23 protein-coding genes and 1 pseudogene are annotated in these 25,627 nt (G+C 58.6%); 8 read left to right on the top strand and 16 right to left on the bottom strand.

The features are described 5' to 3' along the window. Positions 1 to 206 precede the first annotated feature (206 nt). The gene (locus ILT44_RS26115) at positions 207 to 1,037 is read left to right on the top strand and encodes an IS5 family transposase (RefSeq protein ID WP_204242530.1); all 831 of its coding nucleotides are present in this window, start codon (positions 207 to 209) and stop codon (positions 1,035 to 1,037) included. 65 nt (positions 1,038 to 1,102) lie between these two features. Here ILT44_RS26115 and ILT44_RS26110 read toward each other — a convergent pair whose 3' ends face one another. Continuing rightward, complete coding sequence (locus ILT44_RS26110; protein ID WP_204242529.1) at positions 1,103 to 2,431, bottom strand: IS5 family transposase; 1,329 nt, start codon at positions 2,429 to 2,431, stop codon at positions 1,103 to 1,105. A 585-nt stretch (positions 2,432 to 3,016) separates the two neighbouring features. On the opposite strand from ILT44_RS26110, the gene ILT44_RS26105 reads away from it, so the two are divergent. Continuing rightward, positions 3,017 to 3,727, top strand: a complete 711-nt coding sequence (locus ILT44_RS26105) for a LuxR C-terminal-related transcriptional regulator (protein WP_204242528.1) — start codon at positions 3,017 to 3,019, stop codon at positions 3,725 to 3,727. A 45-nt stretch (positions 3,728 to 3,772) separates the two neighbouring features. Continuing rightward, positions 3,773 to 6,424 carry a hybrid sensor histidine kinase/response regulator gene (locus ILT44_RS26100; RefSeq protein WP_204242527.1) on the top strand — a complete coding sequence of 884 codons (2,652 nt, stop codon included), beginning with the start codon at positions 3,773 to 3,775 and terminating at the stop codon, positions 6,422 to 6,424. Between the two features lie 21 nt (positions 6,425 to 6,445). Here the strand turns inward: ILT44_RS26100 and ILT44_RS26095 are convergent, their stop codons facing one another. Then, positions 6,446 to 6,724, bottom strand: coding sequence for a transposase (locus ILT44_RS26095; RefSeq protein ID WP_204242526.1), 279 nt, complete (start codon positions 6,722 to 6,724; stop codon positions 6,446 to 6,448). A gap of 125 nt (positions 6,725 to 6,849) precedes the next feature. Beyond that, positions 6,850 to 7,187 (bottom strand): annotated as a pseudogene (locus ILT44_RS32010) (transposase); the annotation flags it as partial. A 65-nt stretch (positions 7,188 to 7,252) separates the two neighbouring features. On the opposite strand from ILT44_RS32010, the gene ILT44_RS26090 reads away from it, so the two are divergent. Beyond that, entirely contained in the window at positions 7,253 to 8,299 is a 1,047-nt protein-coding gene (locus tag ILT44_RS26090; RefSeq protein ID WP_204242531.1) for an IS630 family transposase, read from the top strand. A gap of 389 nt (positions 8,300 to 8,688) precedes the next feature. Here the strand turns inward: ILT44_RS26090 and ILT44_RS26085 are convergent, their stop codons facing one another. The 5 genes from ILT44_RS26085 to ILT44_RS26065 all read right to left on the bottom strand — a co-directional run bounded on the left by ILT44_RS26085 (position 8,689) and on the right by ILT44_RS26065 (position 14,088). Then, on the bottom strand, positions 8,689 to 10,032 hold the full coding sequence (locus ILT44_RS26085) for a TadG family pilus assembly protein (protein WP_204242525.1): 1,344 nt from the start codon (positions 10,030 to 10,032) through the stop codon (positions 8,689 to 8,691). Then, positions 10,029 to 10,469: a TadE/TadG family type IV pilus assembly protein gene (locus tag ILT44_RS26080; protein WP_204242524.1), complete on the bottom strand. Its 441-nt coding sequence runs from the start codon at positions 10,467 to 10,469 to the stop codon at positions 10,029 to 10,031. Before ILT44_RS26080 ends, ILT44_RS26085 begins: the two co-directional genes overlap by 4 nt. 130 nt (positions 10,470 to 10,599) lie before the next feature. After that, on the bottom strand, positions 10,600 to 11,571 hold the full coding sequence (locus ILT44_RS26075) for a type II secretion system F family protein (protein WP_204242523.1): 972 nt from the start codon (positions 11,569 to 11,571) through the stop codon (positions 10,600 to 10,602). Between the two features lie 8 nt (positions 11,572 to 11,579). After that, positions 11,580 to 12,575, bottom strand: a complete 996-nt coding sequence (locus ILT44_RS26070; RefSeq protein ID WP_204242522.1) for a type II secretion system F family protein — start codon at positions 12,573 to 12,575, stop codon at positions 11,580 to 11,582. 25 nt (positions 12,576 to 12,600) lie between these two features. Beyond that, positions 12,601 to 14,088, bottom strand: a complete 1,488-nt coding sequence (locus tag ILT44_RS26065) for a TadA family conjugal transfer-associated ATPase (RefSeq protein WP_204242521.1) — start codon at positions 14,086 to 14,088, stop codon at positions 12,601 to 12,603. A gap of 247 nt (positions 14,089 to 14,335) precedes the next feature. On the opposite strand from ILT44_RS26065, the gene ILT44_RS26060 reads away from it, so the two are divergent. Continuing rightward, positions 14,336 to 14,767 (top strand): pilus assembly protein N-terminal domain-containing protein, encoded by a 432-nt coding sequence (locus ILT44_RS26060; RefSeq protein WP_204242520.1) that lies wholly within the window; start codon positions 14,336 to 14,338, stop codon positions 14,765 to 14,767. Positions 14,768 to 14,770: 3 nt separating this feature from the next. On the opposite strand, the gene ILT44_RS26055 is transcribed toward ILT44_RS26060, so the two are convergent. The 6 genes from ILT44_RS26055 to ILT44_RS26030 form a co-directional block, all read right to left on the bottom strand. Beyond that, positions 14,771 to 16,084 carry a CpaE/TadZ family protein gene (locus ILT44_RS26055; protein WP_204242519.1) on the bottom strand — a complete coding sequence of 438 codons (1,314 nt, stop codon included), beginning with the start codon at positions 16,082 to 16,084 and terminating at the stop codon, positions 14,771 to 14,773. A 58-nt stretch (positions 16,085 to 16,142) separates the two neighbouring features. Next, positions 16,143 to 16,910: a Flp pilus assembly protein CpaB gene (gene cpaB / locus ILT44_RS26050; RefSeq protein ID WP_204242518.1), complete on the bottom strand. Its 768-nt coding sequence runs from the start codon at positions 16,908 to 16,910 to the stop codon at positions 16,143 to 16,145. Between the two features lie 58 nt (positions 16,911 to 16,968). Continuing rightward, positions 16,969 to 17,484, bottom strand: a complete 516-nt coding sequence (locus ILT44_RS26045; RefSeq protein WP_204242517.1) for an A24 family peptidase — start codon at positions 17,482 to 17,484, stop codon at positions 16,969 to 16,971. 114 nt (positions 17,485 to 17,598) lie between these two features. After that, positions 17,599 to 17,808: a Flp family type IVb pilin gene (locus ILT44_RS26040; RefSeq protein WP_204242516.1), complete on the bottom strand. Its 210-nt coding sequence runs from the start codon at positions 17,806 to 17,808 to the stop codon at positions 17,599 to 17,601. A gap of 156 nt (positions 17,809 to 17,964) precedes the next feature. Further along, positions 17,965 to 19,044, bottom strand: coding sequence for an IS630 family transposase (locus ILT44_RS26035; protein WP_204242515.1), 1,080 nt, complete (start codon positions 19,042 to 19,044; stop codon positions 17,965 to 17,967). A 201-nt stretch (positions 19,045 to 19,245) separates the two neighbouring features. After that, entirely contained in the window at positions 19,246 to 19,746 is a 501-nt protein-coding gene (locus ILT44_RS26030; RefSeq protein WP_204242514.1) for a tetratricopeptide repeat protein, read from the bottom strand. A 333-nt stretch (positions 19,747 to 20,079) separates the two neighbouring features. Between ILT44_RS26030 and ILT44_RS26025 the strand changes: the two genes are divergently transcribed. Both ILT44_RS26025 and ILT44_RS26020 read left to right on the top strand, forming a co-directional pair. After that, entirely contained in the window at positions 20,080 to 21,561 is a 1,482-nt protein-coding gene (locus ILT44_RS26025) for a type II and III secretion system protein family protein (RefSeq protein WP_204242513.1), read from the top strand. A gap of 836 nt (positions 21,562 to 22,397) precedes the next feature. Further along, positions 22,398 to 22,664, top strand: a complete 267-nt coding sequence (locus ILT44_RS26020) for a DUF6894 family protein (protein ID WP_204242512.1) — start codon at positions 22,398 to 22,400, stop codon at positions 22,662 to 22,664. Positions 22,665 to 23,159: 495 nt separating this feature from the next. Here ILT44_RS26020 and ILT44_RS26015 read toward each other — a convergent pair whose 3' ends face one another. Continuing rightward, complete coding sequence (locus tag ILT44_RS26015) at positions 23,160 to 23,453, bottom strand: hypothetical protein (protein ID WP_204242511.1); 294 nt, start codon at positions 23,451 to 23,453, stop codon at positions 23,160 to 23,162. A 902-nt stretch (positions 23,454 to 24,355) separates the two neighbouring features. Here ILT44_RS26015 and ILT44_RS26010 point away from each other — a divergent pair. Then, positions 24,356 to 25,120 (top strand): LuxR C-terminal-related transcriptional regulator, encoded by a 765-nt coding sequence (locus ILT44_RS26010; RefSeq protein WP_204242510.1) that lies wholly within the window; start codon positions 24,356 to 24,358, stop codon positions 25,118 to 25,120. 45 nt (positions 25,121 to 25,165) lie between these two features. On the opposite strand, the gene ILT44_RS26005 is transcribed toward ILT44_RS26010, so the two are convergent. Next, entirely contained in the window at positions 25,166 to 25,342 is a 177-nt protein-coding gene (locus ILT44_RS26005; protein ID WP_204242509.1) for a hypothetical protein, read from the bottom strand. Between the last annotated feature and the right edge of the window lie 285 nt (positions 25,343 to 25,627).

Here is a 25,627-nt window from a genome sequence, read left to right as displayed (position 1 = left end):
TCAGATGCGTCGGGCGCCAAACGTTGCCTTCCATCGCGCACCTCCTCACGATGACGGACACCGCCCTATGTTACACCTGTCGCGTGAAGATCAATAAGAGGCTGGTGAGCAATTTTATTGCTCGGAGCAAGTCCTTGATTCAGAATAGGTTCTACGCTGGGCCGCTGAAGCGGATGCGGGCTTTTTGATGATCCAGGAGCCCCGCCATGGATGTCTGTTCCTACGCCAGCGATCTTACTGATGCCGAATGGGCGTTGCTCGCGCCGCTTGTCCCCCGCAGCCATCCGGCCGGGCGGCGGCAGACCTACCCGTTGCGGCGCATCGTCGATGCGATCTTCTATCTGCTGCGCACCGGAGTCCAATGGCGGCTGCTGCCGCATGAGTATCCTCCGCGGTGCACCGTCTTCTACCACTACGCCCAGTGGCGCGAGGACGGCACCTGGGAGCACGTGAATCAGGCTCTGCGGGAGAGCTACCGCCGTGCGATCGGTCGGTCTCCTCAACCGAGTGCGGCGATCATCGACAGCCAGTCGGTCAAGACCACCGAGATGGGCGGACCACGTGGGTACGACGGCGGCAAGAAGATCAAGGGCCGCAAGCGCCATCTTCTTGTTGATACGCAAGGCAATCTGCTGAAGAACAGCGTGCATCCAGCCGACATCCATGATCGTGCCGGGGCCGAACTTCTGTTGGAGGGTCTGCAGCATCTCTTTCCAGCGATCGAGCTGATGTGGGCCGACACCGCTTATCGTGGGCTGAAAGACTGGCTCCAGAAGGCCCTGAGCTGGAGATTATCCATCCCGCAGCATTGGTGGAGCGGCGGAACCTGGATGCGGGCTGACGCAGAGCCGCCGACGCGCCCGAGTGGCTTTCAAGTGCTCGCGCGAAGGTGGGTGGTGGAGCGGACCATCGGTTGGCTCACCACCAACCGGCGGCTGGCCAAGGACTACGAACGCCTGGTCGAGACCGGCGAGATGCTGCTCTATCTCGCCAGGAGCCGCATCCTGCTGCGTCGCCTCACGCGAAAAGAAAGATAATTGCTCACCAGCCTCTAACTTCGTCGGCCCTGAATAATGCGGCTGCACGCGGCAGGCGCTGGATTTCAGGCGACCTGAGAAGTATCCGTTTGTGCGGATGAGATGATCAGAGCTGCCATGAGCCAGGCCACAAAAAGCCTGAGCCAGTTCAGGATCAGCCGCAGATTGTGCCCGGCGGCCACGAGGAGCGCATTGATGGCGTCGCCGGCGGCTCCGAGCAGGTGATTGCGTCCAAGCCGCCCATCCTGCTTCATGTGCCCGATCATCGGCTCGATCGCCGACCGGCGTCGCAGTTCCCGCTTGATCGTGGGCGTGAGCCCCCGCCGCTGGCGGGCAATGAACACTCGATCCGTCTTGGCGTAGTCATGCCCGCGATAGCCCTGGTCGACGTAGATGCGCGCGGGCTCCATGCCCGTCATGACCACAACCTGATCGATCGTCGCGCTGAGCGTATGACCATCATACGGGTTGCCCTCCAGTGATTTGGAGGCGAGCACGAAGCCCTCCCGGTTGGTCACCGCCAGTGCGACCTTGCTGCCAAACTCATACGGGCGATGCGCTTTGCCCTTGGCGATGCACACCACCTCGGGCGCATGCAGGCTGTAGAGCTTGTTCTTGCTCGTGCGCTCCTGGCTCAGAAGACGCTCCGTCAGGCCCAGCAGAGGAGCAAACCGGATCGAGAGCTCCACATCACCGGCGACTTTCCTGGCCACATCGCGGTACACGCGTCCGAGATAGGTCTTCAGCCGCTTCAACTCGCGCCGCATGCGCCGCATCTGCCGCGCATGAGCATAACGGCCCACCTGCATGGCCGCCCGTTTGCCCAGACGGGTGTGGGCCTGACGCAGCTCGAGACCGCACTTCATGGCCTGGCGCACGAGGGCGACGAGCGCTTTGAGATAGAGCTTCGCGTCAGTGGGATGAGTGATGGCCTTGGGCTGCACCGTGGTGTCGACGCTGATCCGCTCCAAACTGGAGGGCCGCATCACCCCGCTCTCCAGCCCGGCCTGGATGGTAGCGGAAAGCAGCGTCTCCAGTCCTTCTGGTCCGAGCCGCTTGCGCCAGCGTGTGAGTGAGCTCGGATCGCACGGCAGCTCATGCTGGAAGTACTCGCAGCCGCAGAACCATTGCCAGTACGGGTTTTCTGTCCAGCGCTGCACCACGGCCTCATCGGACAGGTTGAAGGTGTGCTGAAGATACGACAGCCCCACCATCAGCCGGGTCGGTTTGGCAGGCCGCCCCAGAGGCCGATAGAAGCGACCAAACTCGTGATCGAAGCGGTGCCAGTCGATGAGAGCAGCGAGCCGATACAGCTCGTGACGCTGATCGAGGATTTGGTCGAGGCGGCTGCGGTAGAGATCGCCGGAGCTCGGTATCGTCGGCTTGGGTCCCATGGAAATACACCAGCTTTGAGCGGGTCAGCACCCAGGAACCGGCATTTTACAATGCTTTGTGACGACGAAGAATCCTTCAGTCTCAACAAGTTGTGGGTTGTTCAGGGCCGACTAACTTCGCCTTCTGGAACGTTGGCACGCGTGCTCTGGCTATGAAACCGAGGCGCTTTCTCCAGCGATGCCAACGTCGGTCTCATAAGACGCCGGAGGCGCCATCATCTGTCTGGAGGGCTCGCTCAGGCTGTCTTTGACCGTTCACCTTCAGCCAGGGCAAGTCAACGTGCCTGAATAAGCCTTACAAACCAACATCATAACTCCAGGGAGGAGATGCTACCTAAACTGGAATCAACCGTCATCCGGCGCTCGGAGCAAAGGTGCTCAGTAGTTTTACTGAGTTTTGAATTTTAACCTACTACGCAACAATTTCAGTATATCGGTCTGATAAACTTTGCTGTATCCTTATCTCGACCAAGGGCGGTACACTGTTTCAACTTACGTGCGACAAGTTGGAGGCAGGCTCCGTTCTACGGACATCAGGGTCCAAAATAGAAGATCGGACTGAGTTCTTGTTGGGGGCAAAAATCCATGAGTGCGCTTGGCCGTGTCGGTCTCATAGCGGATGACGATCCGTATTTTCGGATGGCTGTGGGGGCAATCCTCAACCGCCAATTCGGATTTACGGAAGTTCTAGAGGCAGCCTCTCTTGACGAGGCTGTGGAATGCTTGGCCACGAACCCAAACATTTCCACTGCTCTGTTCGACCTCTCGATGCCTGGTATGCGAGCGCCGACAAACCTGAGGGCAGTACGGGAGTGCTTTCCTAAAACGCGTATCGCAGTTATCTCGGCCTCAAGCGCTCGTCGGGACATTCTCCTGGCTCTTGAGGCAGGTGTGCATGGCTACATGCCCAAGAGCTTAAGCATCACAGATTTGACTGCCGCTCTGCGAATGGTTTTCGATGGGGGCATTTACGTCCCCGCTTCATTAGCAGAGATCCCCCCGACGCCCTCCGAGCCAACTGAACAATACATTGAGGAAAGGATCGCAGTGGCTCCGCCAGGAGCATCCGAAACAGTCAATCCTCTGACACCACGCCAGCAGGAAGTGCTCGACCTGCTGGTCCAAGGCAAGACAAACAAGGAGATTGCTCTGGCTCTCCAACTGGGGGAGGGCACGGTCAAGATCCATATGGCAGCGATTTTCCGTTACTTTGGCGTCAATAGCCGCGCTGCCGCCGCAGTAGCGGGCGCACGCCCCTATCCCAACCGTAAACTGCCTCTCATGCAAGGAGTCTAGATCGGAGGCATGCGGCGGTCTTGTTGCTGGCTATAGGTGAAGGTAATGCGCAAAACGGCACCTCTATCGCAGCTGTCCCGCAACAGCCTTCTGTGGCGTTTTCTCGTGATAGGCATTGTTGCACTGGCCCCTTTGAGTGCCGCGCTCCTGCAGTTTGCCGATGATGAACGCAAGCAAGCCGTAAAAGCCGTCGGCGAGAAGGCAGAGCTACTGATCGCCCACATTGCTGAACAGCACAACCAACTCGTTGACCAAGCACGAATTGTGCTGAATTCTCTTAGCAATGCCGAAGAAGTTCGATTTAGCTCTCCGGCCTGTAGGTTATTTCTTCAGCGCTCCCTAGAGATGCATAAATGGATGAGATCTCTGCGCTTGTCGAACCCGGATGGTAGTGATCTATGCAGCGCTCAGCGGGCTGGGCAGGGTACCGATAGCATCAACCGGACCGTGTTCGCGAGGACTCTAAACCGAGAAGCTTTCGTCCTTAGCGAGCTCTGGGTTGATTCAAGGAGCAGAGCGCTCGGCATGACAGCTGCAGCGCCTGTGCTTAAGGACCAGAATATTGTCGGCGTATTATCAGCCGATATAAGTTCGACGATCTTTGGCGGTAGCTCTTCGGCTCGCCATGATCCCGATCTTGACATCAGCATGTTTATTGTGGATCGCAGCGGGTCCATCTTAGCCCACTATCCCCGTGTTGACAGCCTGGTCGGTAACCAATTTCTGGACAGACCGGTCATTCAGGAAGCTTTGGCAGGATCTCGGAGGATTGCCGAACTCGTTGACCTGTCCGGGACACCCCGATTCTTTGCGTTCCAGTTTCTATCAGGAGTCGATGCAGTTCTGGCCGTCGGCTTCGATAGAACTTCCGTTATTGAACCTATTGACAAAGCTCTCCGTTATCGCGTTGTTCTGATCTGCCTCGTCGTGACCGGATCCTTAACGTTGGGCCTACTGGGCGTTGAATGGCTTATTCTTCGACCCCTGCGCAACCTTGCTGAGATAGTAGAAGCCCTGAAGCGTGGCGATTTCAGCATTCAATCACCTTACAAGGGATTTGGTGAAGTCCGAATCCTTGAGCGGGCCTTTGGCCGTATGGCGAAAGCAGTCGCAGATCGTGAACGTGAGTTGCTAGAGGCTAAGGAGGTCGCCGAGAGGGCGTTTGAAATGGCGAATGTCGCCAGCAAGGCTAAAACGGACTTCCTAGCTTCCATGAGCCATGAGATCCGAACGCCGTTAAACGGGATCATAGGCTACACAGCGCGTTTACTCGATGAACTCAAAGATCCTAAACAGCGACGCTATGGCGAACTGATTCAGGTCTCTGCTTCAGCATTGCTGACGGTTGCTAACGACATCCTCGAATTTTCTAGCATTGAGGCCGATCAGGTTCAGCTGCAGCTAACGCCATTCTCGCTGATATCTCTGGTCGACAACTCAGTTTCAATCGTTAGTAGTGGCGCGGGCAAGAAGGGAGTTCCCATCAAAGCTGAGTTCGACGCGTCCCTCCCCAAGGCTGTAGTGGGAGATGAGGCTCGCCTTCGCCAAATCTTGCTCAACCTCCTGAATAACGCCGTCAAGTTCACTCGCGAGGGGCAAATTACAGCCCTTGTTGAGTGCAAGGGGCATACGGACTCGGGAGAGTGTGTTCGGATCTCGATTATCGACACAGGCATTGGCATTACACCTGAGCAACATGATCGGTTGTTTAAGCGCTTTTCTCAAGGTGATCCTTCAATACGCCGGGAGTTTGGGGGGACAGGGCTGGGACTTGCAATTTCCAAGCGCCTCATTGAACTCATGGGCGGACAAATCGGCGTGGAAAGCGCACAGGGTAAGGGTTCGACCTTCTGGATTGAACTTGTGCTGCCAAGGGCAGAAGACCTCCCGTGTCAGCAGCTTGGATTCGATGTTCCCGTCGCAGCTACGCCAGCTCACATTCTTGTCGTAGAGGACATCGACATCAACAAAGAGTTGGTCGTGACCATCCTCAAAGCAGCAGGTCATATTGTCGAGACTGTATCGAACGGTGAGGAAGCCATTGCGGCAGTTCAGGCAAAATCGTACGATCTTGTTCTCATGGACATCCAGATGCCTGTTATGGATGGTGTCACAGCTGCGCAGACAATTCGCGAACTCGATCATCCGGCAAGTCAAGTTTTCATTGTAGCCATGACAGCGAATGTCCTCCCGCAACAGGTGAGGGGCTTCTTGGAAGCCGGTATTAACAGCCACATCAGCAAGCCGATCATACGGGATGATCTGATAAGAAGGTTGGGCGAGTGGCTCCCTAACCCAACTCAGTTTAACCCTGCTCAGACCCGGTCTGACTCTAGCCAATCCGCCCTTGAAAGTGATGGACTTCAGCCGCTCATAGAAGTGATCGGTGCTGACCGCGCTCATCAATGGCTCGCACGTTTCAATTCTGACCTGAAGGAGAGTATCGCTGCCAACATATTTGCACGCGCTGACTCACAACATATCGCCCGAACCGCACATGCGCTAGTCCCCCAGGCTGCTCTGCTCGGATTCTCGAAATTCGCGGAGCTCTGCGCAGACCTAGAGCGGGCCTGCCAGGACGGAGGTGATCTATCCGACTTGCTTGAACAGCTAACTAGATCGGCTCAAGACGTTTGCGAGACAGTCGCTAAAATGGAGGATAGCCTCTTGCATGCCGTGTGTTACGAGCATGATTGATCCGGCTTCGGAGATCTTGAACTACGCAGCATAGCGAAAGGACTGATGCCCGAAGTAGCAGCGGATCCGTTCGGGCAGCTTTGTCAGCCACCGTATGTGGCTGATGACGGTGCGCTTGATTTCGTGTTTGCTGCGGGCAGGCGCCTTGCGGGTCACGGCATGCTTCAGACCCTCGTCCGGGTTCAACTTCGGGCTATAGGACGACAAGTGGAAGATCTCGATCTGCTCCTTGCGTTCGGCCAACCAGCCCCGGACTGCCTGGGACCGATGGACCGGCAGGTCGTCCCAGATCAGGAACACCTTGCCGCTGGCATCCTAAATCAGCAGGCCGAGAAAGCGGATCAGGCTCGGGGCCTTGTGGCACCATATGGCACTTCCAATCGAGCCTTGTAGTCTTTGGCCAAGCGACGGCAGCGTCCAAGCTAAGCGAATGTTCGCTCAACACCCCAGCGGCGGTTGAGCACGGCAAAGCCTTTGACCGCGTCGGAGCGCTTGATGATCTCAAGGGTCTGTGTCCCAGAGTGGCGATGGCGTCGTGCAGTCTGTCCCCGGTATAGCCGCCGTCGGCAAAGACACGGCGTAGCCAGAGATAGTGCGCGCGGATGGACGTCAGCCCCCGGCCGCGGTTCTGGATGTCCGATGGCGTCGACCCTCCGAACGACCAGATCGCCCTCCGTGTTGTTGATAATGTGCCGCTCGCGCCTCTTGAACTTCTTGCGGCATCAAAGCTGCGATGACTGCCACTTTCCGACGTCTTCACCGATTAGCTGTTATTGATCCGGCCCTCATTGTCTTGAAAGGGTCTTGGTTGGCTCCAGCTTGATCGGCATGAAGCACGTGGACATGCGCAAGCTGCCGGCCGCGGCTCAAGAGGAGCGCCGGCGGCAAGTCATTGGGCTCCGGGAGCGCGGGCTGACTTATCGGGCGATCGCGGCCCAGGCTGGGCTGTCGCCAACCGGGGTGTTCGACATTTGCCGGCGGTTTGCGGCCGAGGGCGCGCCGGGGCTGGTGAGCAAGCCACGCGGGCGCAAGCCGGATGAGCAGCGCCTGCTGGATGCCGCTCAGGAGGCCGAGATTCGGCGCCTGATCTGCCGGCACACCCCGGACGAGTTGGACCTGCCGTTCGCCCTGTGGAGCCGAATGGCGGTGCGTGCGGTGATTTGGCAGCGCTATGGGATTGCGCTGGCCGTGCGAACCGTGGGCAAGTATCTGGCGCGCTGGGGCTTCACCGCGCAGAAGCCGCTCCGGCGTGCGTACGAGCAGAACCCGGCTGCGGTGCGGCACTGGCTGCGGCGGGAGTATCCGGCCATCGTCGCGGCGGCCCGGCAGGCGCGGGGCACCATCTTCTGGGGTGACGAAACCGGTCTGCGCGCCGACGACGGGCGCGGCCGCGGCTATGCGCCCCGGGGCCAGACGCCGGTGATCCGGGTCTGCCACCGGCGCGCCGGGCTGAGCCTGATTGCGGCGGTGAGCAATCGTGGCGCATTGCGCTGGATGATTGTCGACGCGGCGGTCAACGCCGCAACCTTGATCCGCTTCCTGCAACGCCTGATCCGCGATGCAAAGCGCAAGGTGCTCCTGATCCTGGACCGGCTGCGGGTGCATCGCGCCGCCCGGGTCCGCGACTGGCTCACCGCGCATCGGGCGAAGATCGAGGTTTTCTACCTGCCGGCCTACAGTCCGGAGCTGAACCCCGAAGAGGGCCTGAACGCCGACCTGAAGCAGGTTGTCACCCGCCAGGCGCCCGCGCGCAGCAAACAGCAGCTCAAGCGGGCCACTGTCCGCCACATGCGCCGACTGTCGAAATCGCCTGCGCGCGTCCGAAGCTATTTCAGCCACAAGCCCGTCCGCTACGCTGCATGCTCAAGACAATGAAGACCGGATCAATAATTACGCCCACAGATGGGCTCGCCTCTCGGCCGGCCCTCCCGCGCGAGGCAATGACAACGGCATGACTGATCCGGTTGAAGGTGCCGTCGCGCGCCTAGGCATAGAAATAGATTGTCTAAGCGCTACGGCCACAACCTGCGGTCTATTCTAAATTTGAGAAATGAATCTTAGTTGCCCGCTTTATAACCGTCTACAGCTTAGACCTCAATCTGACCATCTCATTTGAACATCCAGGAAGAGTCTTTTCGGGTCGCAAATTGACCGGTGGAGTCCAAGGCGCGCTGCACCGTCTGTCATCCTAAAGGTCGCAAGACATCCTCTAGATAAATGGAAGCATCGCGTGCTCCGGTTGAAGCCACGCCGCTATAGTGCCATTACATCACGATCCTCGATCTGCGGGTGTTGGAAGGAGCTGGGCACAACGATGAGTCTGTCGCACTTTGCACGTTGCTGCTAGAGTCAATGGTGACGTTGGAGTCAAGATTGATGCGATAAGTCACGATCATCAAACAAGATGATGCCGTGTCGATGGTGCTGTTGCTGTTCAGATCAAGCAAAGCTCTCGGAAAATACACTGCCCCATTGATGATAGCGTCTACGTTCGAGTTGAATTCATGCGTGCCGCCGTAAGCCCTGTCTTGGAAGAACACGACTCCGGCGCGTGGGCCGTCCGTCATGGCCGTAAAATTGATGAACGCATTGTTCCGGAAGTCCAAAACAGCCCCGCTTCCTGTGAGATAAAAGAATACGCCGTTTCCTTTGACATTTGCCGGATCCGATGCGCCATGCTTTGTAGCGCCTTTATCAATGTCAATGACAAACGGTCCATCCTTTACGATGTACTCACCAGGACTGAAGGTAACATACGACTTTCCCCTAACCTTCAAGCCTCCGCAATAGACGCCTGGATACACGGTGACAGTCTTATCGGTGACGTCGAAATTCGTGTGGTCGCAGTGTGCTCCATAAGACGGAGGGGCAATGTTGGCAAACGGATCCTGCGCCGGCGAAGGGCAGCTGGTTTCGGGAGAAGGATTGGCCGTGGCCGTGCTGCCATGGCTATATCCACCCTTGACGCAGATCTCTTCCGCAGTAACGCTCGCGTTTGCGTCGACACGAAGCGCGTCGTTGGCCCCAGAGTGAATGTGGATGGGGCAGTTGCTCGTGCTGATAGCCGCCTTTGAGTTCACTTTCACACCGATCCCGTCAGGCGCGAGCGCATTGATGCAGGGCTGGCCGTCATAGCGCATCGCCACAACAGTCACGGAGACGTCGAAGAGGTGCATTCCCAAAACATCGCCGAAGAAGCTCGGAAGGGCATTATTCTTCGACTGCAGCCGGCTCGCCGTGATCCGGACCGCATTGACTGGTTCGGTATCGCTCTTGGGCGTGAACTTCTTCGCGCTCTTGTCCCAGTACCCGATCTGGACATCGCTGGCTGTGACCACGTCCTCCGGCTTGGCGCCCTTGACGTTCATCTTCGCATAGGTCAGGGCCATGTTGCGCGCGGTTGATCGGTCGGGCAACGTGCTGACGGCTGCGGCTGCCGCAGCCTCGGCGGTCGTCAGCAACTCTTCTTTCAGGGTGTAGGCCTGGGCTGTGTCGAGCACAAGCGCGGCCATGCCCCCAATCACGATCATCATTGGCGCGACTAGGATAGCGGTTGCTCCCCGCTCATCCCGGTTGAATGTCCGGATCAACTCATTGAAACCCATCATGCGCCCATCTCCCAGTGCATGCGGCTTGTGCTTGTCAGATTGAGCGTGCGGAAAAGGCCGAAAGGCAGGACCTTCGACAACTCCGCCGCAGGCATAACGATACTGACCACCACGGCGTTGTCGATGAGCTGGGTGCCGGTCTCGAACGTCACGGTGGCTGTGACATTGGGCGCGCCATGCGACGCCTGCATGCGGTTCTTGACAAGCGTTTCCGCTTGCGCCTTGGTGAGTTCGCCGATGGCTGCACTGCGTGCGGCTTGGCGGCCGACATCTTGCATGTTGCCCCAGGCATGGAGAAGCAGGCTGCCTTCGATGATGCCGGTGAAAATCACGAAGATGATCGGAGCGATCAGCGCAAACTCGACCGCACTCGCACCCCTCTCGTCCCGGGACGCGTTTCGCGCCCATGCCCAGCGCGAGAAGAAGTAATTGGACATTCCGGAATGCCCCATAAGGCGAAGAGTACCATGTGAATTCGACCCTGGATCCTAGCGGCTTTCCGAGGCCTCAACCATTCAGCCAAACGGTATAGACCACCGTCGCGATCTGGCTTCGCAGCAACATCGGCTATTTCAGATTCATCACCTGGAGCGCCGCCGGAGTGATGATCACGGCAAACAGCACCGGCAGAAAGAAGAGGATCATGGGTACGGTCAGCTTCGGCGGCAACGCTGCGGCGCGCTTTTCTGCCTCGCTCATGCGCGCATCGCGGCTTTCTTGCGCCAGGACGCGCAGCGATTGACCGAGGGGCGTTCCATATTTCTCCGATTGGATCAAGCTTGTCACCACGCTTTTCACGCCGTCGAGGTCCGTGCGCTCCGCCAGGTTCTCATAGGCCTTGCGCCGGTCCTGAAGGTAGGAGAGCTCAGCCGTCGTGAGGCTCAGCTCCTCAGCCAGTTCCGGACACTGCACTCCGATCTCCTCCGATACCTTGCGCAAGGCGCCTTCAATCGCCATGCCACACTCAACGCAGATCAGCAGGAGGTCGAGGGCATCGGGCCAGGAGCGGCGGATGGCGGTTTGACGTTTCGTGATCCTGTTCTTAACATATAGCCACGGAACCTTGTAACCAAAGCCGCCGGCTGCCACCACCATGGCGAGTTTCACGATGAAGGGGCGCTGCAGGTCCAGGAGCACAAACACATAGACTGCCCCAAGAAGCAGCATGCCAGCAGGGGCGAGGACCCGCACCGCAACATAGGTTACCACGGGGCCGTGACCTCGGAAGCCCGCGCTCCGCAGCATCCGGACCAGATCCCCATCCTCGGCGTGCTTCGTCAGGTTGAAACGGTCGACGATGTCCTGGAACAGCTTCTTCGGCTCCCTTCTCAAGGAGAGCGGCCGATTCTGGGCCATGAGCCGGGCGCGCTCACGCAGGCGGATGCGCTCGCGCTCGCTCGCCACCTGTGCCATCCGGGCGCTCAGGGGATCCGGGGCGAAATAGGGCCAGGAGACGAGGAGAGTTGCCGCAAAAACCGAAATAGCGGCCGAGAAAGCCAGGATCGTATCGGCATGGGCGATGATCAGTTCGGGACTCATCGCAGACCTCAGATGTCGAAGTTGATCATTTTACGCATCACCAGCGTCCCAATCAGCATCCAGACGGCCGATCCTGCAATGACCATGTGACCGACGGAGGTTGTGAAGAGAAGACTGATGTAGGCGGGCGATGTCAGATAGAGCAGACCGGCCACCAAAAGCGGGAGGCTGCCGATGATGCCGGCGGAGGCCTTCGCCTCCGAACTGACCGCCTTGATCTTCGCCTTCATCTTCTTGCGCTCGCGCAAGACCTTCGAAAGGTTGGCAAGAGCCTCCGACAGGCTGCCGCCGGTCTGGCTCTGGAGAGAAATCACGATGGCGAAGAAGTTGGCCTCGGCCAGCGGCACGCGTTCATACAAACGCTGAACGGCTTGGTCCATGGGTAGACCCAGGGTCTGATCCTCCAGCACTAACTTGAACTCGCTGCGAACGGGCTCCTGGGCCTCCAACGAGATAATCCTCAGACAATCAGCGAGGGGCAGTCCTGCCTTCACGCCCCGCACGATTACATCGACGGCATTGGGAAACTCGGCTGAGAAACTCGCGAGGCGGCGGGACCGCATCAAGTTCACGTAGAAATGCGGCAGCAGCATCCCACCAGCGATGCCGAACCCAGCCCCGGTCAAAGGGCTCATATGCAAGGACGCCGTTGCGATGAGGAACGACCCAAATCCTGCCGCAACGGCGGTCAGGTGATAGGTTCTTGTGCTCCAGCTCAACCCAGCTTGACGCATACGATTTGCAAGAGACGGTTTTGCGCCGCGCTTCGCTTGCCGCTTGTCCTCAAGCTCGCGCAGAGTCACATCCACCGCTTTTTTGCGCCTGACCTCATCGGCACCTGTCCGGCGGTCCGTGACCGCGTCCATAGCGGCGATAGCGGCAAAGCGCCGTTGGGCCTCCGAACGCCGGCTGATATGCGAATAAAACAAGGCAATCACCATCCCGACGCCGCAGAATGTGGCGAGCAGGGCAATGACGATGGGGAAAGAGGAGGGCGACAGCATGTGTCAGTGTCCTGTCAACCGTCTGCTAGGATGCTGCCATCTCGGCGGCGTCAAGGGCCGCAGCGAGGCGCTTCTCCTCGCCATAGTAGCGGGCGCGATCCCAAAAGCGGGGGCGTCCGATCCCGGTTGAACGATGCCTGCCGATGACATTGCCCTTTAGATCCTCGCCCAGAATATCGTAGAGGAAAAGATCTTGCGTGGTGATGACGTCGCCTTCGAGGCCGAGCACCTCCGTGATATGCGTGATGCGGCGCGAGCCGTCGCGCAGCCGCGCAGCCTGAACGATCACATCCACGGATGAAACAATCATCTCGCGAATGGTCTTAGATGGCAGACTATAGCCTCCCATCGTGATCATCGACTCCATGCGCGACAAGGCCTCGCGCGGGGAGTTGGCGTGCAGGGTTCCCATCGAGCCATCGTGGCCGGTGTTCATCGCCTGCAAGAGATCGAATGCCTCTGATCCACGCACCTCGCCCACGATAATGCGCTCGGGCCGCATGCGTAGGCAATTCTTCACGAGATCTCGCATCGTAATCTGGCCTTCGCCTTCGATGTTGGGTGGCCTGGTTTCCAGGCGCACCACATGCGGCTGCTGCAGCTGGAGCTCGGCTGCGTCCTCGCATGTGATGATGCGCTCGTCCGGCTCGATGTAGCCTGTCAAACAGTTGAGCAGGGTGGTCTTGCCAGACCCCGTGCCGCCGGACACAATGACATTGCAGCGCACGCGGCCGATAATCTGGAGAACGTCGGCGCCTTCCTTCGAAATCGAACCGAATTTGACGAGCTGGTCGAGGGTCAGCTTGTCCTTCTTGAATTTGCGGATGGTGAGCGATGGTCCGTCAATGGCGAGCGGTGGGGCAATCACGTTGACGCGGGAACCGTCGGGCAGGCGTGCATCGCAGATCGGGCTCGACTCATCCACGCGTCGACCGACCTGACTCACGATTCGCTGACAGATATGGAGCAACTGCCCATTGTCGCGAAAATGAACATCCGTCCGCTGCACCTTGCCACGAACCTCGATGTAGACCGTGTCGGCGCCGTTAACCATGATGTCTGCGATGTCGTCGCGGGCAAGAAGCGGTTCCAATGGCCCATAGCCGAGCACATCGTTGCAGATGTCCTGAAGAAGCTCATCCTGTTCCGCAATGGACATCACGACCTTCTTGGCCGTGACGATGTCGTTAACAATGTCGCCGATGGCGCCTCGAGCTTGCGCCAGCTCCATTTGTCCAAGCTGCGTGACGTCAATTGCGTCAATGAGTGCTGCGAACACCTGCGTCTTGAGCTCGTAATACTCATCTGATTTGCGCGATAGCTGCGGGCGGGGCGACGTGCCCTCGGCTGACTGGGGCTTGGCGGGTGGCAGGTCGGCCGCCGAGGCCCGGGATGCACCCCCGGGTCCAGCCGGAAGACCTCCATCGGCGTGGATCGTTGATCGCCCTGCCATAGCAGTCGCTGGCAGAGGCGGGAGCTGGCGCTCGTCCTGCACGCTTCTCTTGCCAAACATGTCAGAAAGCCCCCGCGTTCCAGCTCTTTGATCGTAAGCCCAATTGGATAGGCCCGTCGCCGCATGGAGTGGGTGCTAGTTAGCGCCGAATACTCGAATGGGTCTATTCGGCCTGATGGCCTAGGACAACTCTGACTCAGCTCGGCCAAATGGCCTAATGGCTTGCGCGGTCGACCAAATCGTTTCAAATGAACAGAGAGTGCGGATGGAAAACAGCATGCTAGGCTCCCGTTGGAAATTTATCACCATGTTGCTTGTGCTGGCTGGTCCGGCGCTGCCTGCGCCCGGAATGGCGGACGAGGCTGCGGTCAGGCCCGTCACACGCGGACCCGCAGGGTACAGCGCCGATCCAGGGCAGAAAGCGACCGCGATTGGGGTGACCCTGGACTTTGCCAGGATCGAGACGTTCGAGGTTCCGGCGCGGACGGTTATCATCGGAAATCCCGCAATTGTCGACGGTACGCTCAGTGACGAGAAGACGATTGTCCTGACAGGCAAGGCGGTCGGCACAACCAACATGATTGTTTTAGGCGAGGCTGGACGGGAGATCGCCAACCTCATGGTGAATGTGGTCCCTAACAGAAGTCAGTTGACGACAGTCCATCAGGGCGAGGCGCAGCAGACCTACACATGCGCGGACGCGTGCCGACCGCTTCCTTCCGCTGCACCCAGCAAATAGGCCCTAGGCCGGTTTTTTCGGCGTCCTTCCAAGCAGGGAGCCGAGCCCAAGGTAGCCGCCGCGACTGTGCTTTGCTTCCTGGCGCCCCGTGATCACGTTGGCAATCTCGCTGAAGGCTTTGACAGCGGCTCCCTTGGCCGAGGCCTGCGCGACCATTTGCCCCTTGTTCGCAGCGGTGCCGAACAGGTGCGCATCGGATGGAATGCAGGCGACCGGCTTGAGATCGACGGCCTTGGCGAAGTCGTTGACCTTGATCTCAGGCCGTTTCGGCATGCCAACTTGGTTCAGCACCAGCTTCGGTGGCGGGTCGTGCGGGCGAGCCTGCCGGAGCACATGGATCAGGTTCTTGGCGTTCCGAAGGTTGGCCAGATCAGGCACTGCCGTGATGACGATCTCATCGGCTGATATCAGGGTATTTCTGGCCCACGAAGTCCAGAGATGAGGCATGTCCAGGATTAGAAAGGGCACGCTCGCCTGCGCAACTTCGATCAGTTGCTCTATGGCGCCGTCCTGCACGTCATAAGCTTTCTCAAGGGTCGCTGGTGCAGAGAGCAGGCTGAGGTGGTCGCCGCATTTCTGCAACAGCCGGTCAAGCAGAACCTCGTCGAGACGCCCTGCATCCTGAATCGCCTCAGCGACGCCTTGAGCCACGTCGAGGTTGAAGTCGAGGCTTGCAGTGCCGAACGGCAGATCCAGGTCTGCCATAACGACATTGGAGCCCAGTTTGTGCGCAACGGTCCAACCTACGTTATGGGCGAGGGTTGAGGAGCCAACCCCGCCTTTGGCCCCAATGAAGGCATAGACCTGCCCGAGCTTGCCCGTGCTGGACGCGCCGTAGATGCCCGCGATCGACGAGATCAGCGCAATGGGATCGACCGGTGCAACGATGTACTCGCTGATCCCGCGCCGCATGAGATCGCGATAGAAGGCGATGTCGTTGGTACTTCCAATCGCCATTACCTTGGTGCCGGCGTAACAGACTTCGGCGAGCCGATCGAGTTCAGCCAGGAAAGCATCGTGTTGCGAACGGCTTTCAATGATGATGAGGTCGGGAGTCGGAGTCTGGTTGTAGTGCTCAACGGCAGCTGCGACGCCTCCGGACTGAACAGCGACGCGGGCCCGGGACATCAGCCGGTCAGCCGCGGCACACTCGATTGCGGCGGCGGCCTCCGGGCTGTCGCAGAAGGCGTGGACAACGATCCGTGGAATCCTCAGGCTCTCGCGAGCGCTTGTCGGTTCGCGAGGGGAGCCTCCTGACGAGCCGGAATAGCCCTCCGGCCGCTCTTCAACTACCATCTCAGTAACCCTGTCCGTCATGCTCAGGCCGATCCGCTCTGCTTCGCCAGGTCGCGCCGAGAGTGATCATTGTCAAAGGTTAAAATCTGACGGTCTCGCTTTGTCCAGCCCGCAAGAAGCGGACGGAGGGGGCACTGTTGCTCTGGAGAGTGGGCTCTTCATGGCTGTCGGCAACGGAGCGCAGGGCCAGCGAAAGCAGGCCAATGGCTTGGCCGCCCGCAATGGCTTCGGCCTGCGCTGGGCTGAGCTCCAAGGTGGCTGTCTTGCCGACCGCAGCCGCCGGCTCCTTGGCCTCATTCATTTTCTGATCGACCGCTAACACCCGGATATTGGTGAGAAGGATGCGGCTGAGGTTCGCATTCTTGTCCTCCCCTGGCCGCGTAATGGTTTGAATCACGTCGACCCGGTCGTTCGGCAGAATCAAGCCGCCCGCGGTGCTCTCAACCGAGATCCGGATTGAGACGGCCCGCTTGCCTGGTGTCAGCATCGAGGCCAGGAGGTTGGACGAGCCGCGTGAGAGCTTCTCTTCCCGGATTGGCTCGCCGGACACGAAGGAACTGCGGACCATGGTCCCAATCAGGGATTTAACCGCATCGGGTTTCGTGGCACGCGTGATGAAGTCGGGGCTGCTGGCCTCCATCGGCCAGGGCTGCCAACGAACGATGCCTTCTGTGAGGGCTTGTCCCGGCGCGATTCCGGCGGAAGCGACGAGAACCTCAGTCATCGGCACCGGAGTTATCTGGGCGTCAACTTTCGCAGTCGCAGCGCCTGGCGGGAGCGACAGTGCGAGCCAGCCCGCAAGGCTGCCAGCCGTTAGAGCGATGATGAGAATAATGATGCGCAACATCGTCAAAAGCCTATTTGCCTGTGACGAGCTGGTGCTCCACTCGTCTGATCAACGGGTTTTACGAAAGAGCCTTCACCCACAGCGTATCCGGAAACACGAGGACCGCGGCCGCTGCGAGAGCGACCCCATAGGGAACGCCTGACCGTCTGTCGTGCAAGCGCGTGATCCATGGCACCCGTAGGCAGAATGCTGGCAGCGTCATCATCCGAAACCGAAGGAGCATCAGCGTCAGCCCGCCGCCAAACAGCGCCGCGCCGAGAAGGTAGCTGGTCACATGCTCGGCTCCGAGCCAGAGCACGATGACAGCGACAAGCTTGGCATCTCCGCCACCGATCCAGCCTGCTGCGAAGCAAGCGAACGAGCAACCCAGAACAGCGGCTGCAACCGCCACGCTCATTCCGATCTCCGCAGCCGTCCAACCGGTGAGCGGAGCCAGGGCGGCGTAGACCCCGAGCAGGAACAAAACCAGGCTGTTACGGATCCTCATCGTGAGAAGATCCGTTACGCCGGCCCATATCGCTGCCACAAAGAAGCTGACACTTGCAAACAGCGCGGCAGTTACAGAGATTGTCACCAAGGCCTCGTTGCATGCTTGGAATCGCGTTCAGTCTAAAATCCGTCGGAGGGCGGGTACTTGCGACCCTGCCTTCCGACGAATGAGGATTGTGCTTAACAATCGCACCTGGCCTTAACCGCCGGTGCCGGCGTCGGCACTGGCGCCGGTGGCATTGTCTTTAACCTTGTCGAAGATAGCCGTCAGCGTTGACTGTATTACAGAGTCAGTTCCGGAGCCGAAAAGTGCGATGATAACGACTGACAGTCCTGCAGCAATGAGGCCGTATTCGATGGCAGTTGCGCCGGATTCATCTTTAACGAAGCGCGAGATAAGAGATTTCATGATGTGTTTCTCGACGTAGTTACAGTTTTGCTGCCCTGTTAGCAGCCCCCACAAGCCCGAATGGCCTTGTACGCTCACTAATGCGTAATTCCACATCAGGAGTCGATTCGGCTTGATGGCCTAGGCCTTTTAGGCTTCGATGTTCATCCAAACAGTCTAGTGGATGGAATCTAACGCTTGGTGCCCACGCCTGACGGCGGCGATGATTTCATCTGGATCAGCCGTCCACGTGAAGGGCTTGGGACTGGCGTTCGTCTCGGCAACGTACCGGTTGATGGCCGCCTGAAGGTCAACCACCGAGTGGAAGACGCCGCGCTTGAGCCGCTGGCGGGTCAGCTTAGCGAAGAAGCCCTCAACCGCATTGAGCCACGAGCATGAGGTCGGGGTGAAGTGGAAGGTGAAGCGCTCGTGGCGATCCAACCAGGCCCGAACCTTCGGGTGCTTGTGGGCGGCATAGTTGTCGAGGATCACGTGCACGGCCTTGCCAGGTGGCACTTGGGCCTCGATGGCGTTGAGAAAGCGGATGAATTCCTGATGCCGGTGGCGCTGCATGTTGCGGCCGATGACGGAGCCATCCAGCACGTTCAGAGCGGCAAAGAGCGTCGTGGTGCCGTTGCGTTTGTAGTCGTGCGTCATGGTCCCCAGCCGGCCCTTCTTCAGCGGCAGGCCGGGCTGGGTGCGGTCGAGCGCCTGGATCTGGCTCTTCTCATCAACCGAGAGAACAATGGCATGAGCGGGTGGATCGACGTAGAGCCCAACCACGTCGCGGAGCTTCTCGGCAAACATGGGGTCGTTGGAGAGCTTGAACTGGCGATAGCGGTGCGGCTGGAGACCATGCGCTCGCCAGATGCGCCGCACCGCGCTGGCGCTGATGCCAGTCTCCTTGGCCATCATAGCAGCGGTCCAGTGCGTTGCCTCGACCAGTGGGTCGGCCAACGTCAGGGTGACCACCCGCTCGGCGATGTCAGGCCCGAGCGGCTTGATCCGGGCGGGGCGCGTCTTGTCGCGCAGCAGGCCGTCGACGCCCTCCCGCATGAAGCGCTCCTGCCAGCGCCAGACGCAGGTCTTGGAGGTGCCGGTCCGACGCATGATCTCAGCGGTGCCGACGCCATCGGCGCTCAGCAGCACGATGGCAGCCCGCCAGACGTGTTTCTGGGCCGTGTTCCGGTTGCTGGTCAGCGCCTCAAGGCGAAGTCGGTCGGAGGACGTCAGGATGATCGAGATGCCAGTGCGCATGCCACAGCCTCGCATGCACACCGGCTAAGGGGAATCCTTCAAACGGACTCTTTTGTTAGGCGGAAACCACTAGGAGAATTCCTTGCTGGCTGCTGGCGTCTGCCCCGGCGGAAAACCGTTATCTATTATTGTTAATGACAGAAGCCAGCCTTGCAACTTGCCCGGGATAGCCAAGGTGGCGAGAGCTCGATTCTAATTACGCTATTTTATATTATCGCGCAAAAGATCAAGGTTGTTATTGACTGTCAAGTTTGACGGATCAAGATCGTGAGCTTTCAGAAAGTTAACACGTGCCTTGGCAGGATCTCCGCGAAGTAGATGCGAGTAGCCAATGTTGTTGTAATACTCTAGCGTATTGCCAATCAGATTTCCGGCCTCACGGTATGCTCTATCGGCAAGGTCGAAACGACGGACACGGTCGTAGGATGCCGCTAAACCAAGCCATGCTTCTGGGTTGTTGGGCGAAACCTCGACGGCACGCTCATAGTAGCGAGCGGCATGGCCATAGTTGCCCTCGGAAAACTGAATCTTAGCGACCCTGAGAACTTCGGTGTCAGGATAGGGCTCGACATGATCCGGCAGCGCAATTTCGGCCGGACCATTCCCGAAGCTCGAAAGACTGCCGCTACTGTTACAAGCCGCTAGGATCAGTGGAGTGCACATCAACAGTCCGATTGCCACAATCTGTTCGAGCTTCCTCATCGCCACCATCCAGCCTGTTCCTCACCAAGTTGCCCCTGGTGACTCTTCGCAGCCGTGAGAGAGAGTGTGTCACGTTCCCAGGCTCTCCATTAGGACCTGCCGGTACCAAGCCTCGAAGACCGTCCATGTGCTCTCACGGCGTCTCGCCACTTTTGAAAGGTGAATCAAGACTGAAGACACGCTTAAGTCTGCACTCCTTTACAGTCCCTTAACCATGTTAGCTCAGATCTGAGTAAGTTTTGAGGCATCCGATCCAAACCGATTCCTGGATGACACTTTGGAACATATGGCGTACCAGCAGAGCGGGCCCTTGAAATGCGATTGAAGTGTGACTTGGCGCGTTGCCGTGCTGCTCTGAACGGGATGGGTTACGCCCTCACCCTCATAACCCTGCTGGCCGCATTGGCATTGGTGGCTCCATGCGCTCAGGCCCAAGAGCGGCTCCTTCGTTTCAACAAAGGCCGCGCCGCTGGTGATCTCACCGTGGCGCAGGGGCAGTTCGTCACCGCCAGGACGGCCACCGATGTTGGGCGCCTCGTCGTCGGCAACCCGGATATCGCCAATGCCGTTCCGCTGACGAGCCGCTCGTTCTATGTCCTCGGCAAGACGGAAGGCCGGACCAACGTTGCGGTCTACGGCGCCAACGATGAGTTGTTGGGGACCGCGAACGTGGAAGTTGGCGCCGATACGCCTGACCTCGCCACGACGATTCAGGAGGCCATTCCGCAGGCCAACATCAGAGTCGAGACCGTCAACGGTCGCCTTCGTTTGAGCGGCACGGTTCCGGACAGCATCGCGCTGCGCAAAACCCTCGAGATTGCCGAACAGTACGGCTCCGATGGTGTCATTAATGCGCTGCGGGTGACTGGGGGACAGCAGGTTATGCTGGAGGTACGCTTCATCGAGGCCAACCGCACAGCCGGCCGGGAGCTTGGCGTCAGTTGGTTTGCACGGGGATCGAGGGCGGATCTCAGGACGGGCAATTTTAACCCGGGGAGCAGCACTGGACAATCCGGCGTGGTCAGCTTCAACCCGCTCCTCGCCAGCGGCGGCGCGCCATTCGGCACCCTGATCGCACAGGTTCTCAGCGGAGGGGTTAGCGCCGACATTCTGGTACAGGCACTCGAAGAGAAAGGCTTGGCGCGCCGCCTGGCAGAGCCCAACCTCATTGCTCTTTCTGGCGAGAAAGCCAGCTTTCTTGCGGGTGGCGAGGTTCCGATCCCAGTGGCCGCAGAGAACGACACGATCACGGTGACTTACAAGGAGTATGGTGTCCGCCTCAACTTTACGCCGGTCGTTCTCGATAATGGTTTGATCAATCTGAAGCTGGAACCTGAGGTCAGCCAGGTCGACGAGTCGATCAGGGTCAGCACCGGAGCGATTTCGGTTCCGGGTTTCATCACCCGGCGCGCCAGCACCTCTATCGAGGTTCGGGACGGTCAGAGCTTCGCCATGGCGGGTCTCCTCCAGAGCACTCATTCCAAGAACCGGGAGCAGATCCCCTGGCTGGGGCAGCTGCCGATTATTGGCACACTCTTCAGCTCTTCATCATTCCAAGAGCAGGAGACTGATCTCGTGATCATTGTCACTCCCCGGTTGGTCAGGCCAGCAAAGCCCGGGCAGCCCCTGCGCACCCCGCTTGATAGCGCCAGACCTGGAAACGACCTTGATCTGTTCCTGATGGGCGCGCTGGAGGTGGATAGTGCGATGCAGAAGCGTTTTGCCGAAGGCGCCGGGGTAATAGGACCCTATGGCCATATCGTCGAGATCAAGCCAGGAAAGCGAAATGTCAGCAAGAAAGTTATCAAGTATTAGACTCTGGATCCGACCTCCCGCCGGCTTCCTGCTGCTGATGGCGCTCAGTGGTTGCGTCGATTATCTTGAACGTCGCGATACCATCACTCTCGCAGCTGGAGATGCGCAGGATTGGAACAAGGTTGTCCACATAGCCGATCCTTGGCCGCCATACGCGATGAATAACCATATACCGGGTGATGGAAAGCGTACGGCCCAAGTGATTCAACGCTACAGTACAGGCAATGGCACTAGCAGTGGTAATGTAGGATCTGGCGCAGTGCCAGCTTCCTCAGGAGGTACCGATGCGGCTGCTGCTCCCAATCCGTGAGCATGGCTGAGATCCAGCGCGTTCCTTGCCGAAATAGCCACACAAAGCACGTGTCGTCCCGCCACCGGGGATAGGAGGAGAAGACGGCGCAACGCGGCGGGTATCCCTGCGGCAGCATCCGCTTTGCACGCCGGTACGCAGGCGAGAAGATCACCTCGACATGTTGCTGTAACGAACACGCCTGTCGCCGTCTGGCCGAATGGCTGCGGCGGACAAGCGCCTCCAGCAGTGTCTATTCCTCATCCCCAGATCGCTGGAGTAGAGACAGGCGTTCATGGGGGCGCCCAAGGCATGAACAGCTTACATCTGCATCAGTAGCCCAGCCATAGTTCCAATCTGGATCAATCTCGCAATCGAGCAAGAAAGTCGCTCGCCAGCCTCTAACTCCAAAGATCTATCACAGGTAAGATGCCAGAGCCGCCGCGTTCCATATGGAAAGGACTAATCCGTTCGGCTGAATAGGCGCTCGCCACAGACTGATCTACGTATTGCTCAGGCGCGAATGCAGGATGAGGCGGGAGTTCGAATGAGGACCTATTTCTTCAACATCAGAGACGAGGTGGGTCTGATTGAAGATGAAGATGGGATCGAGCTTTCCGACGAGGTCGCCTTGTGGCTGGAGGCCATCCGCAGTGTGGATGAATTCGTTCGGGACACATCGGCGTTCTCGCCCATGCGGCTGGAAGTGACCGACATTGAGGGCCGTACCGTGTTGATGACGCTTGTCCAATCCCAGATGAGGACTTGGAGCCATCTCTCGGATCTGGCTGCGGCACATCTTTCGCTCCATTAGAACGTGGCCTCCAAGAATGTCCTGTGACGTCGTATCAGAGGTCTCGTGCCGTAATTGAAGCATGGTGCCAAGCGGCAGGCGACTGCCGTCGAACGACACCACGAGTCGAGTGAGAGCCGACAGGCGTTGGCTCCGTAGGCTGTAGGGCAAGGCGCTCAACAATCCCAATGCGGCTGACGTCCTCGCCCACAAAACGGCCATCGGCCATCTGGAACAGCGATCTGCTGTCGGCGAAGAGCGTCTTGCGTTGACCCTCTCCATCAGTCAGCCCTTGCCATCGTCGCCGAGCAAGCAGACCTCACATCGCTGTCTGACCAGCAGGCCTGCCATCCCTCCCGTCACTATCGTAACGACAAAGGAGCTTCCGTCGGTCACTGCCTCATTCGTCGGTCGCGGCAAGCCAACTCGCTGCTTCCTGCGCCGTCGCCTTTCGCCGACTGAGGAGTTCAGCAAGAAATCTCGCAGGAAACGGAATGCTTTTCTGCACGGTGCGAATCAAGTTGTCTGCATCCGCTTCAAAAAGGCAGATCGCAAGATGATCGGGATGATCCGGATCGAACTCAATATCAAATCTCCAACGGGATGTTTCTGCCCGTCGTCAGTCGATGCTGGGACATTGAGTGAGATGACGCGGTCGTCGGGCGCTGCAAAGCCAAACCGAACATCATCGCAGGATGCCGGCAGGGGACTTTGCTCCCCCACCGAGGAAGAGGTGATAGACACGACCCTGCCGCAGGAGTCACCGAGGCCGAATTCATTGCAATGAGCCGAAAGGACGGTGGCGCTCATGCGCCTTGTGCCAGGCGGGGAGCCTAATCGAGCTAGCTTTGGTTGTGGTTGCCAGACGACCTGTCCTGCGGACTCAGGTGTGCCTCCAACCCCGTCATTGGACTGATATGCATTGGAAAGGCCGGATTCCGTTGTCATGATGGTTGCCCCCACCCAAGTTGATGTCGGCCAGATCGATTGTCTGGCCCTGGCAAAGGAGATTGAACTCCTGATATGCTTCGCGGGTAAGATCTTGTCGGAAAAACCGTTAAATATGTTTCCATCAGGAGGAGAAATAGCATCGGCTCGTAGAAGAGAGGCGGTATACTGCAGGACAATAGATCAGCAATTTATCCCATATGGTGCATACAACCCTAAAGCACCCGCCAAATGCAGTGCTTTTCACAACTGCTCTTGAATCAGGGGGAGGCCGAAGGTTTTGGCTGATAACTGCCGAATTCATCAAGCTGGCCGAAACTGAACACCATCTATAGTGACAAGGGCTTCAAGTACATGGCCGAGCGCGTCAGCTCCTGCAGGTCGATTGACATACTCCCTGGCCGTCGAGCGAGGTCTGTTGAGGCATGCGGTTATCGTCAGGCACTCAGGACGAAACGGAAGCGTCGGCAAGCGCCGACTGGATGAACACAGAGGGGAGGGCGGTGGATTGGCCGCTTGCCAAGCGTTGCGAGCGGTCAAGAAACGCAAAGGCCAAAAGACTCTCCTGCCTCCAAAGTGTCACCCGCGTCTAGGTCGAGGATTAGCCCCAAAGGGCTACCCTTGTCGGAGGAACAAAGGCCAGTCCTGCTCGTTACAGCCAAGCAAGGTCCGGGTCACACGGACGCCGGGATGTAGCGCCCTGATCTGCCAAGGTTCCCCAATGCGGATGCCGATGGCTGGCGAGGGGGACTCTCGGGCGCACATTGCTGAACATCATAAGGGGGCAAGCAGTCATGAACCATCACGTCGTCTACAATGAGCAAATCCTCTCGATTGCTCAGGATGTGCCCACATATGTAACGACCGTCCTGCTCTGCCAGAACACCCTCATCCACAGCGGCATCAGCCACATCCTGTCAGGAACGCACTTCGTCATCTCCGAAGAGATACCCGAACTAACAACAGGATTGCCAATCCTCTGTCTCATCCACGGCAGCCAGGCGGCGGATGATCTGATCGTGACGGTTGAGAGGTTGAAGGCACAATGGCCGTCTGCCCGGGTGGTTCTCCTGACCGAGCACATGGAACCCGCAGCCATGGTGCAGGCTCTTCAGACGGGCTTAGACGGGCTTTGCTCAACGGCGATGAAGCGCGAGGCCCTGATCAAGGCGCTTGAACTCGTCATGCTGGGGGAGCCCTTTATCGCACCAGCACTGGTATTCAGCCTGGTGGATGAAGCCTTACACCATCAGACCCGCCCTGATGGGAATGTCATGGTTGGCCCTGCGGCTACGGCAGTTGCCAGCAAGCTCTCGCCACGCGAATCCATGATCCTGCACCACCTGACCCAAGGTGCCTCGAACAAGCAGATTGCGCGGGAACTTGGGTTGGCTGAGGCAACAGTCAAAGTTCACCTCAAGGGCATCCTGCGCAAGGTGAAGGCGGCCAACCGCACCCAGGCCGCCATGTGGGCGCAGCAGCACATGAAGCTCGCGGCAAACGATGGCATCATTGCTGCTGCGGAGTAGCGTGGTAATTGGGCGCGAGGTGAGTGCTATTTTTACGGGGCAGCTTTATGCGGCCTCAAGCACTTGCGCTCTGTGTTGCCCGAGAAGCGCAATGGCATCGCGAGCGTACTGACGGAACTCCTCCTTGAGGAATTCGGGCTCGCGTTCCCAATCCGGCACTTCTTCCTGCGCGTCATAGAACGTGCGAGCGACATGCTCGATCTGCTGGTGAAGATTGTCCATGAATGCCCCAGGTCCATCTAAGTTATGTTCTTGCAGCCTTTCCTCGTAGGCGTTCGGGCGCTGATTGTTGGAGTTGATCCCAACGAGGAAGATTGCTGGACGTAGACTTACAGTCACGCTTTCCTGATCCGCTATTGACCTAACGGCTTACCCCGGAAGTAGTAGAGCACTTTGGGCTGTTTTTCTCGATGAGAGGAAACCCAGCCTCAGAGGCTGACTGAAAAAGGTTGAGTGGCCTCAAGCCCCTGTGATTCCGTCGGATTTGCGAAGATTCGATGGAGGTCA

Source organism: Microvirga arvi (genome assembly GCF_016892765.1).
Taxonomy (GTDB): Bacteria; Pseudomonadota; Alphaproteobacteria; order Rhizobiales; family Beijerinckiaceae; genus Microvirga; species Microvirga arvi.
The sequence above is the reverse complement of the archived record's forward strand: the minus strand, read 5'-3'. Positions and strand labels throughout refer to the sequence as shown.

What these genes read in the sequence shown, in the direction of transcription:
- ILT44_RS26115 (WP_204242530.1), top strand. Translation starts at nt 207, where the DNA reads ATGGATGTCTGTTCCTACGCCAGCGATCTTACTGATGCCGAATGGGCG.
- ILT44_RS26015 (WP_204242511.1), bottom strand. Translation starts at nt 23,453, where the DNA reads ATGAGCGCCACCGTCCTTTCGGCTCATTGCAATGAATTCGGCCTCGGT.
- ILT44_RS26065 (WP_204242521.1), bottom strand. Translation starts at nt 14,088, where the DNA reads ATGTTTGGCAAGAGAAGCGTGCAGGACGAGCGCCAGCTCCCGCCTCTG.
- ILT44_RS26040 (WP_204242516.1), bottom strand. Translation starts at nt 17,808, where the DNA reads ATGAAATCTCTTATCTCGCGCTTCGTTAAAGATGAATCCGGCGCAACT.
- ILT44_RS26075 (WP_204242523.1), bottom strand. Translation starts at nt 11,571, where the DNA reads ATGAGTCCCGAACTGATCATCGCCCATGCCGATACGATCCTGGCTTTC.
- ILT44_RS26110 (WP_204242529.1), bottom strand. Translation starts at nt 2,431, where the DNA reads ATGGGACCCAAGCCGACGATACCGAGCTCCGGCGATCTCTACCGCAGC.
- ILT44_RS26020 (WP_204242512.1), top strand. Translation starts at nt 22,398, where the DNA reads ATGAGGACCTATTTCTTCAACATCAGAGACGAGGTGGGTCTGATTGAA.
- ILT44_RS26085 (WP_204242525.1), bottom strand. Translation starts at nt 10,032, where the DNA reads ATGATGGGTTTCAATGAGTTGATCCGGACATTCAACCGGGATGAGCGG.
- ILT44_RS26070 (WP_204242522.1), bottom strand. Translation starts at nt 12,575, where the DNA reads ATGCTGTCGCCCTCCTCTTTCCCCATCGTCATTGCCCTGCTCGCCACA.
- ILT44_RS26105 (WP_204242528.1), top strand. Translation starts at nt 3,017, where the DNA reads ATGAGTGCGCTTGGCCGTGTCGGTCTCATAGCGGATGACGATCCGTAT.
- ILT44_RS26055 (WP_204242519.1), bottom strand. Translation starts at nt 16,084, where the DNA reads ATGACGGACAGGGTTACTGAGATGGTAGTTGAAGAGCGGCCGGAGGGC.
- ILT44_RS26080 (WP_204242524.1), bottom strand. Translation starts at nt 10,469, where the DNA reads ATGTCCAATTACTTCTTCTCGCGCTGGGCATGGGCGCGAAACGCGTCC.
- cpaB (WP_204242518.1), bottom strand. Translation starts at nt 16,910, where the DNA reads ATGTTGCGCATCATTATTCTCATCATCGCTCTAACGGCTGGCAGCCTT.
- ILT44_RS26100 (WP_204242527.1), top strand. Translation starts at nt 3,773, where the DNA reads ATGCGCAAAACGGCACCTCTATCGCAGCTGTCCCGCAACAGCCTTCTG.
- ILT44_RS26090 (WP_204242531.1), top strand. Translation starts at nt 7,253, where the DNA reads ATGAAGCACGTGGACATGCGCAAGCTGCCGGCCGCGGCTCAAGAGGAG.
- ILT44_RS26030 (WP_204242514.1), bottom strand. Translation starts at nt 19,746, where the DNA reads ATGAGGAAGCTCGAACAGATTGTGGCAATCGGACTGTTGATGTGCACT.
- ILT44_RS26035 (WP_204242515.1), bottom strand. Translation starts at nt 19,044, where the DNA reads ATGCGCACTGGCATCTCGATCATCCTGACGTCCTCCGACCGACTTCGC.
- ILT44_RS26060 (WP_204242520.1), top strand. Translation starts at nt 14,336, where the DNA reads ATGTTGCTTGTGCTGGCTGGTCCGGCGCTGCCTGCGCCCGGAATGGCG.
- ILT44_RS26005 (WP_204242509.1), bottom strand. Translation starts at nt 25,342, where the DNA reads ATGGACAATCTTCACCAGCAGATCGAGCATGTCGCTCGCACGTTCTAT.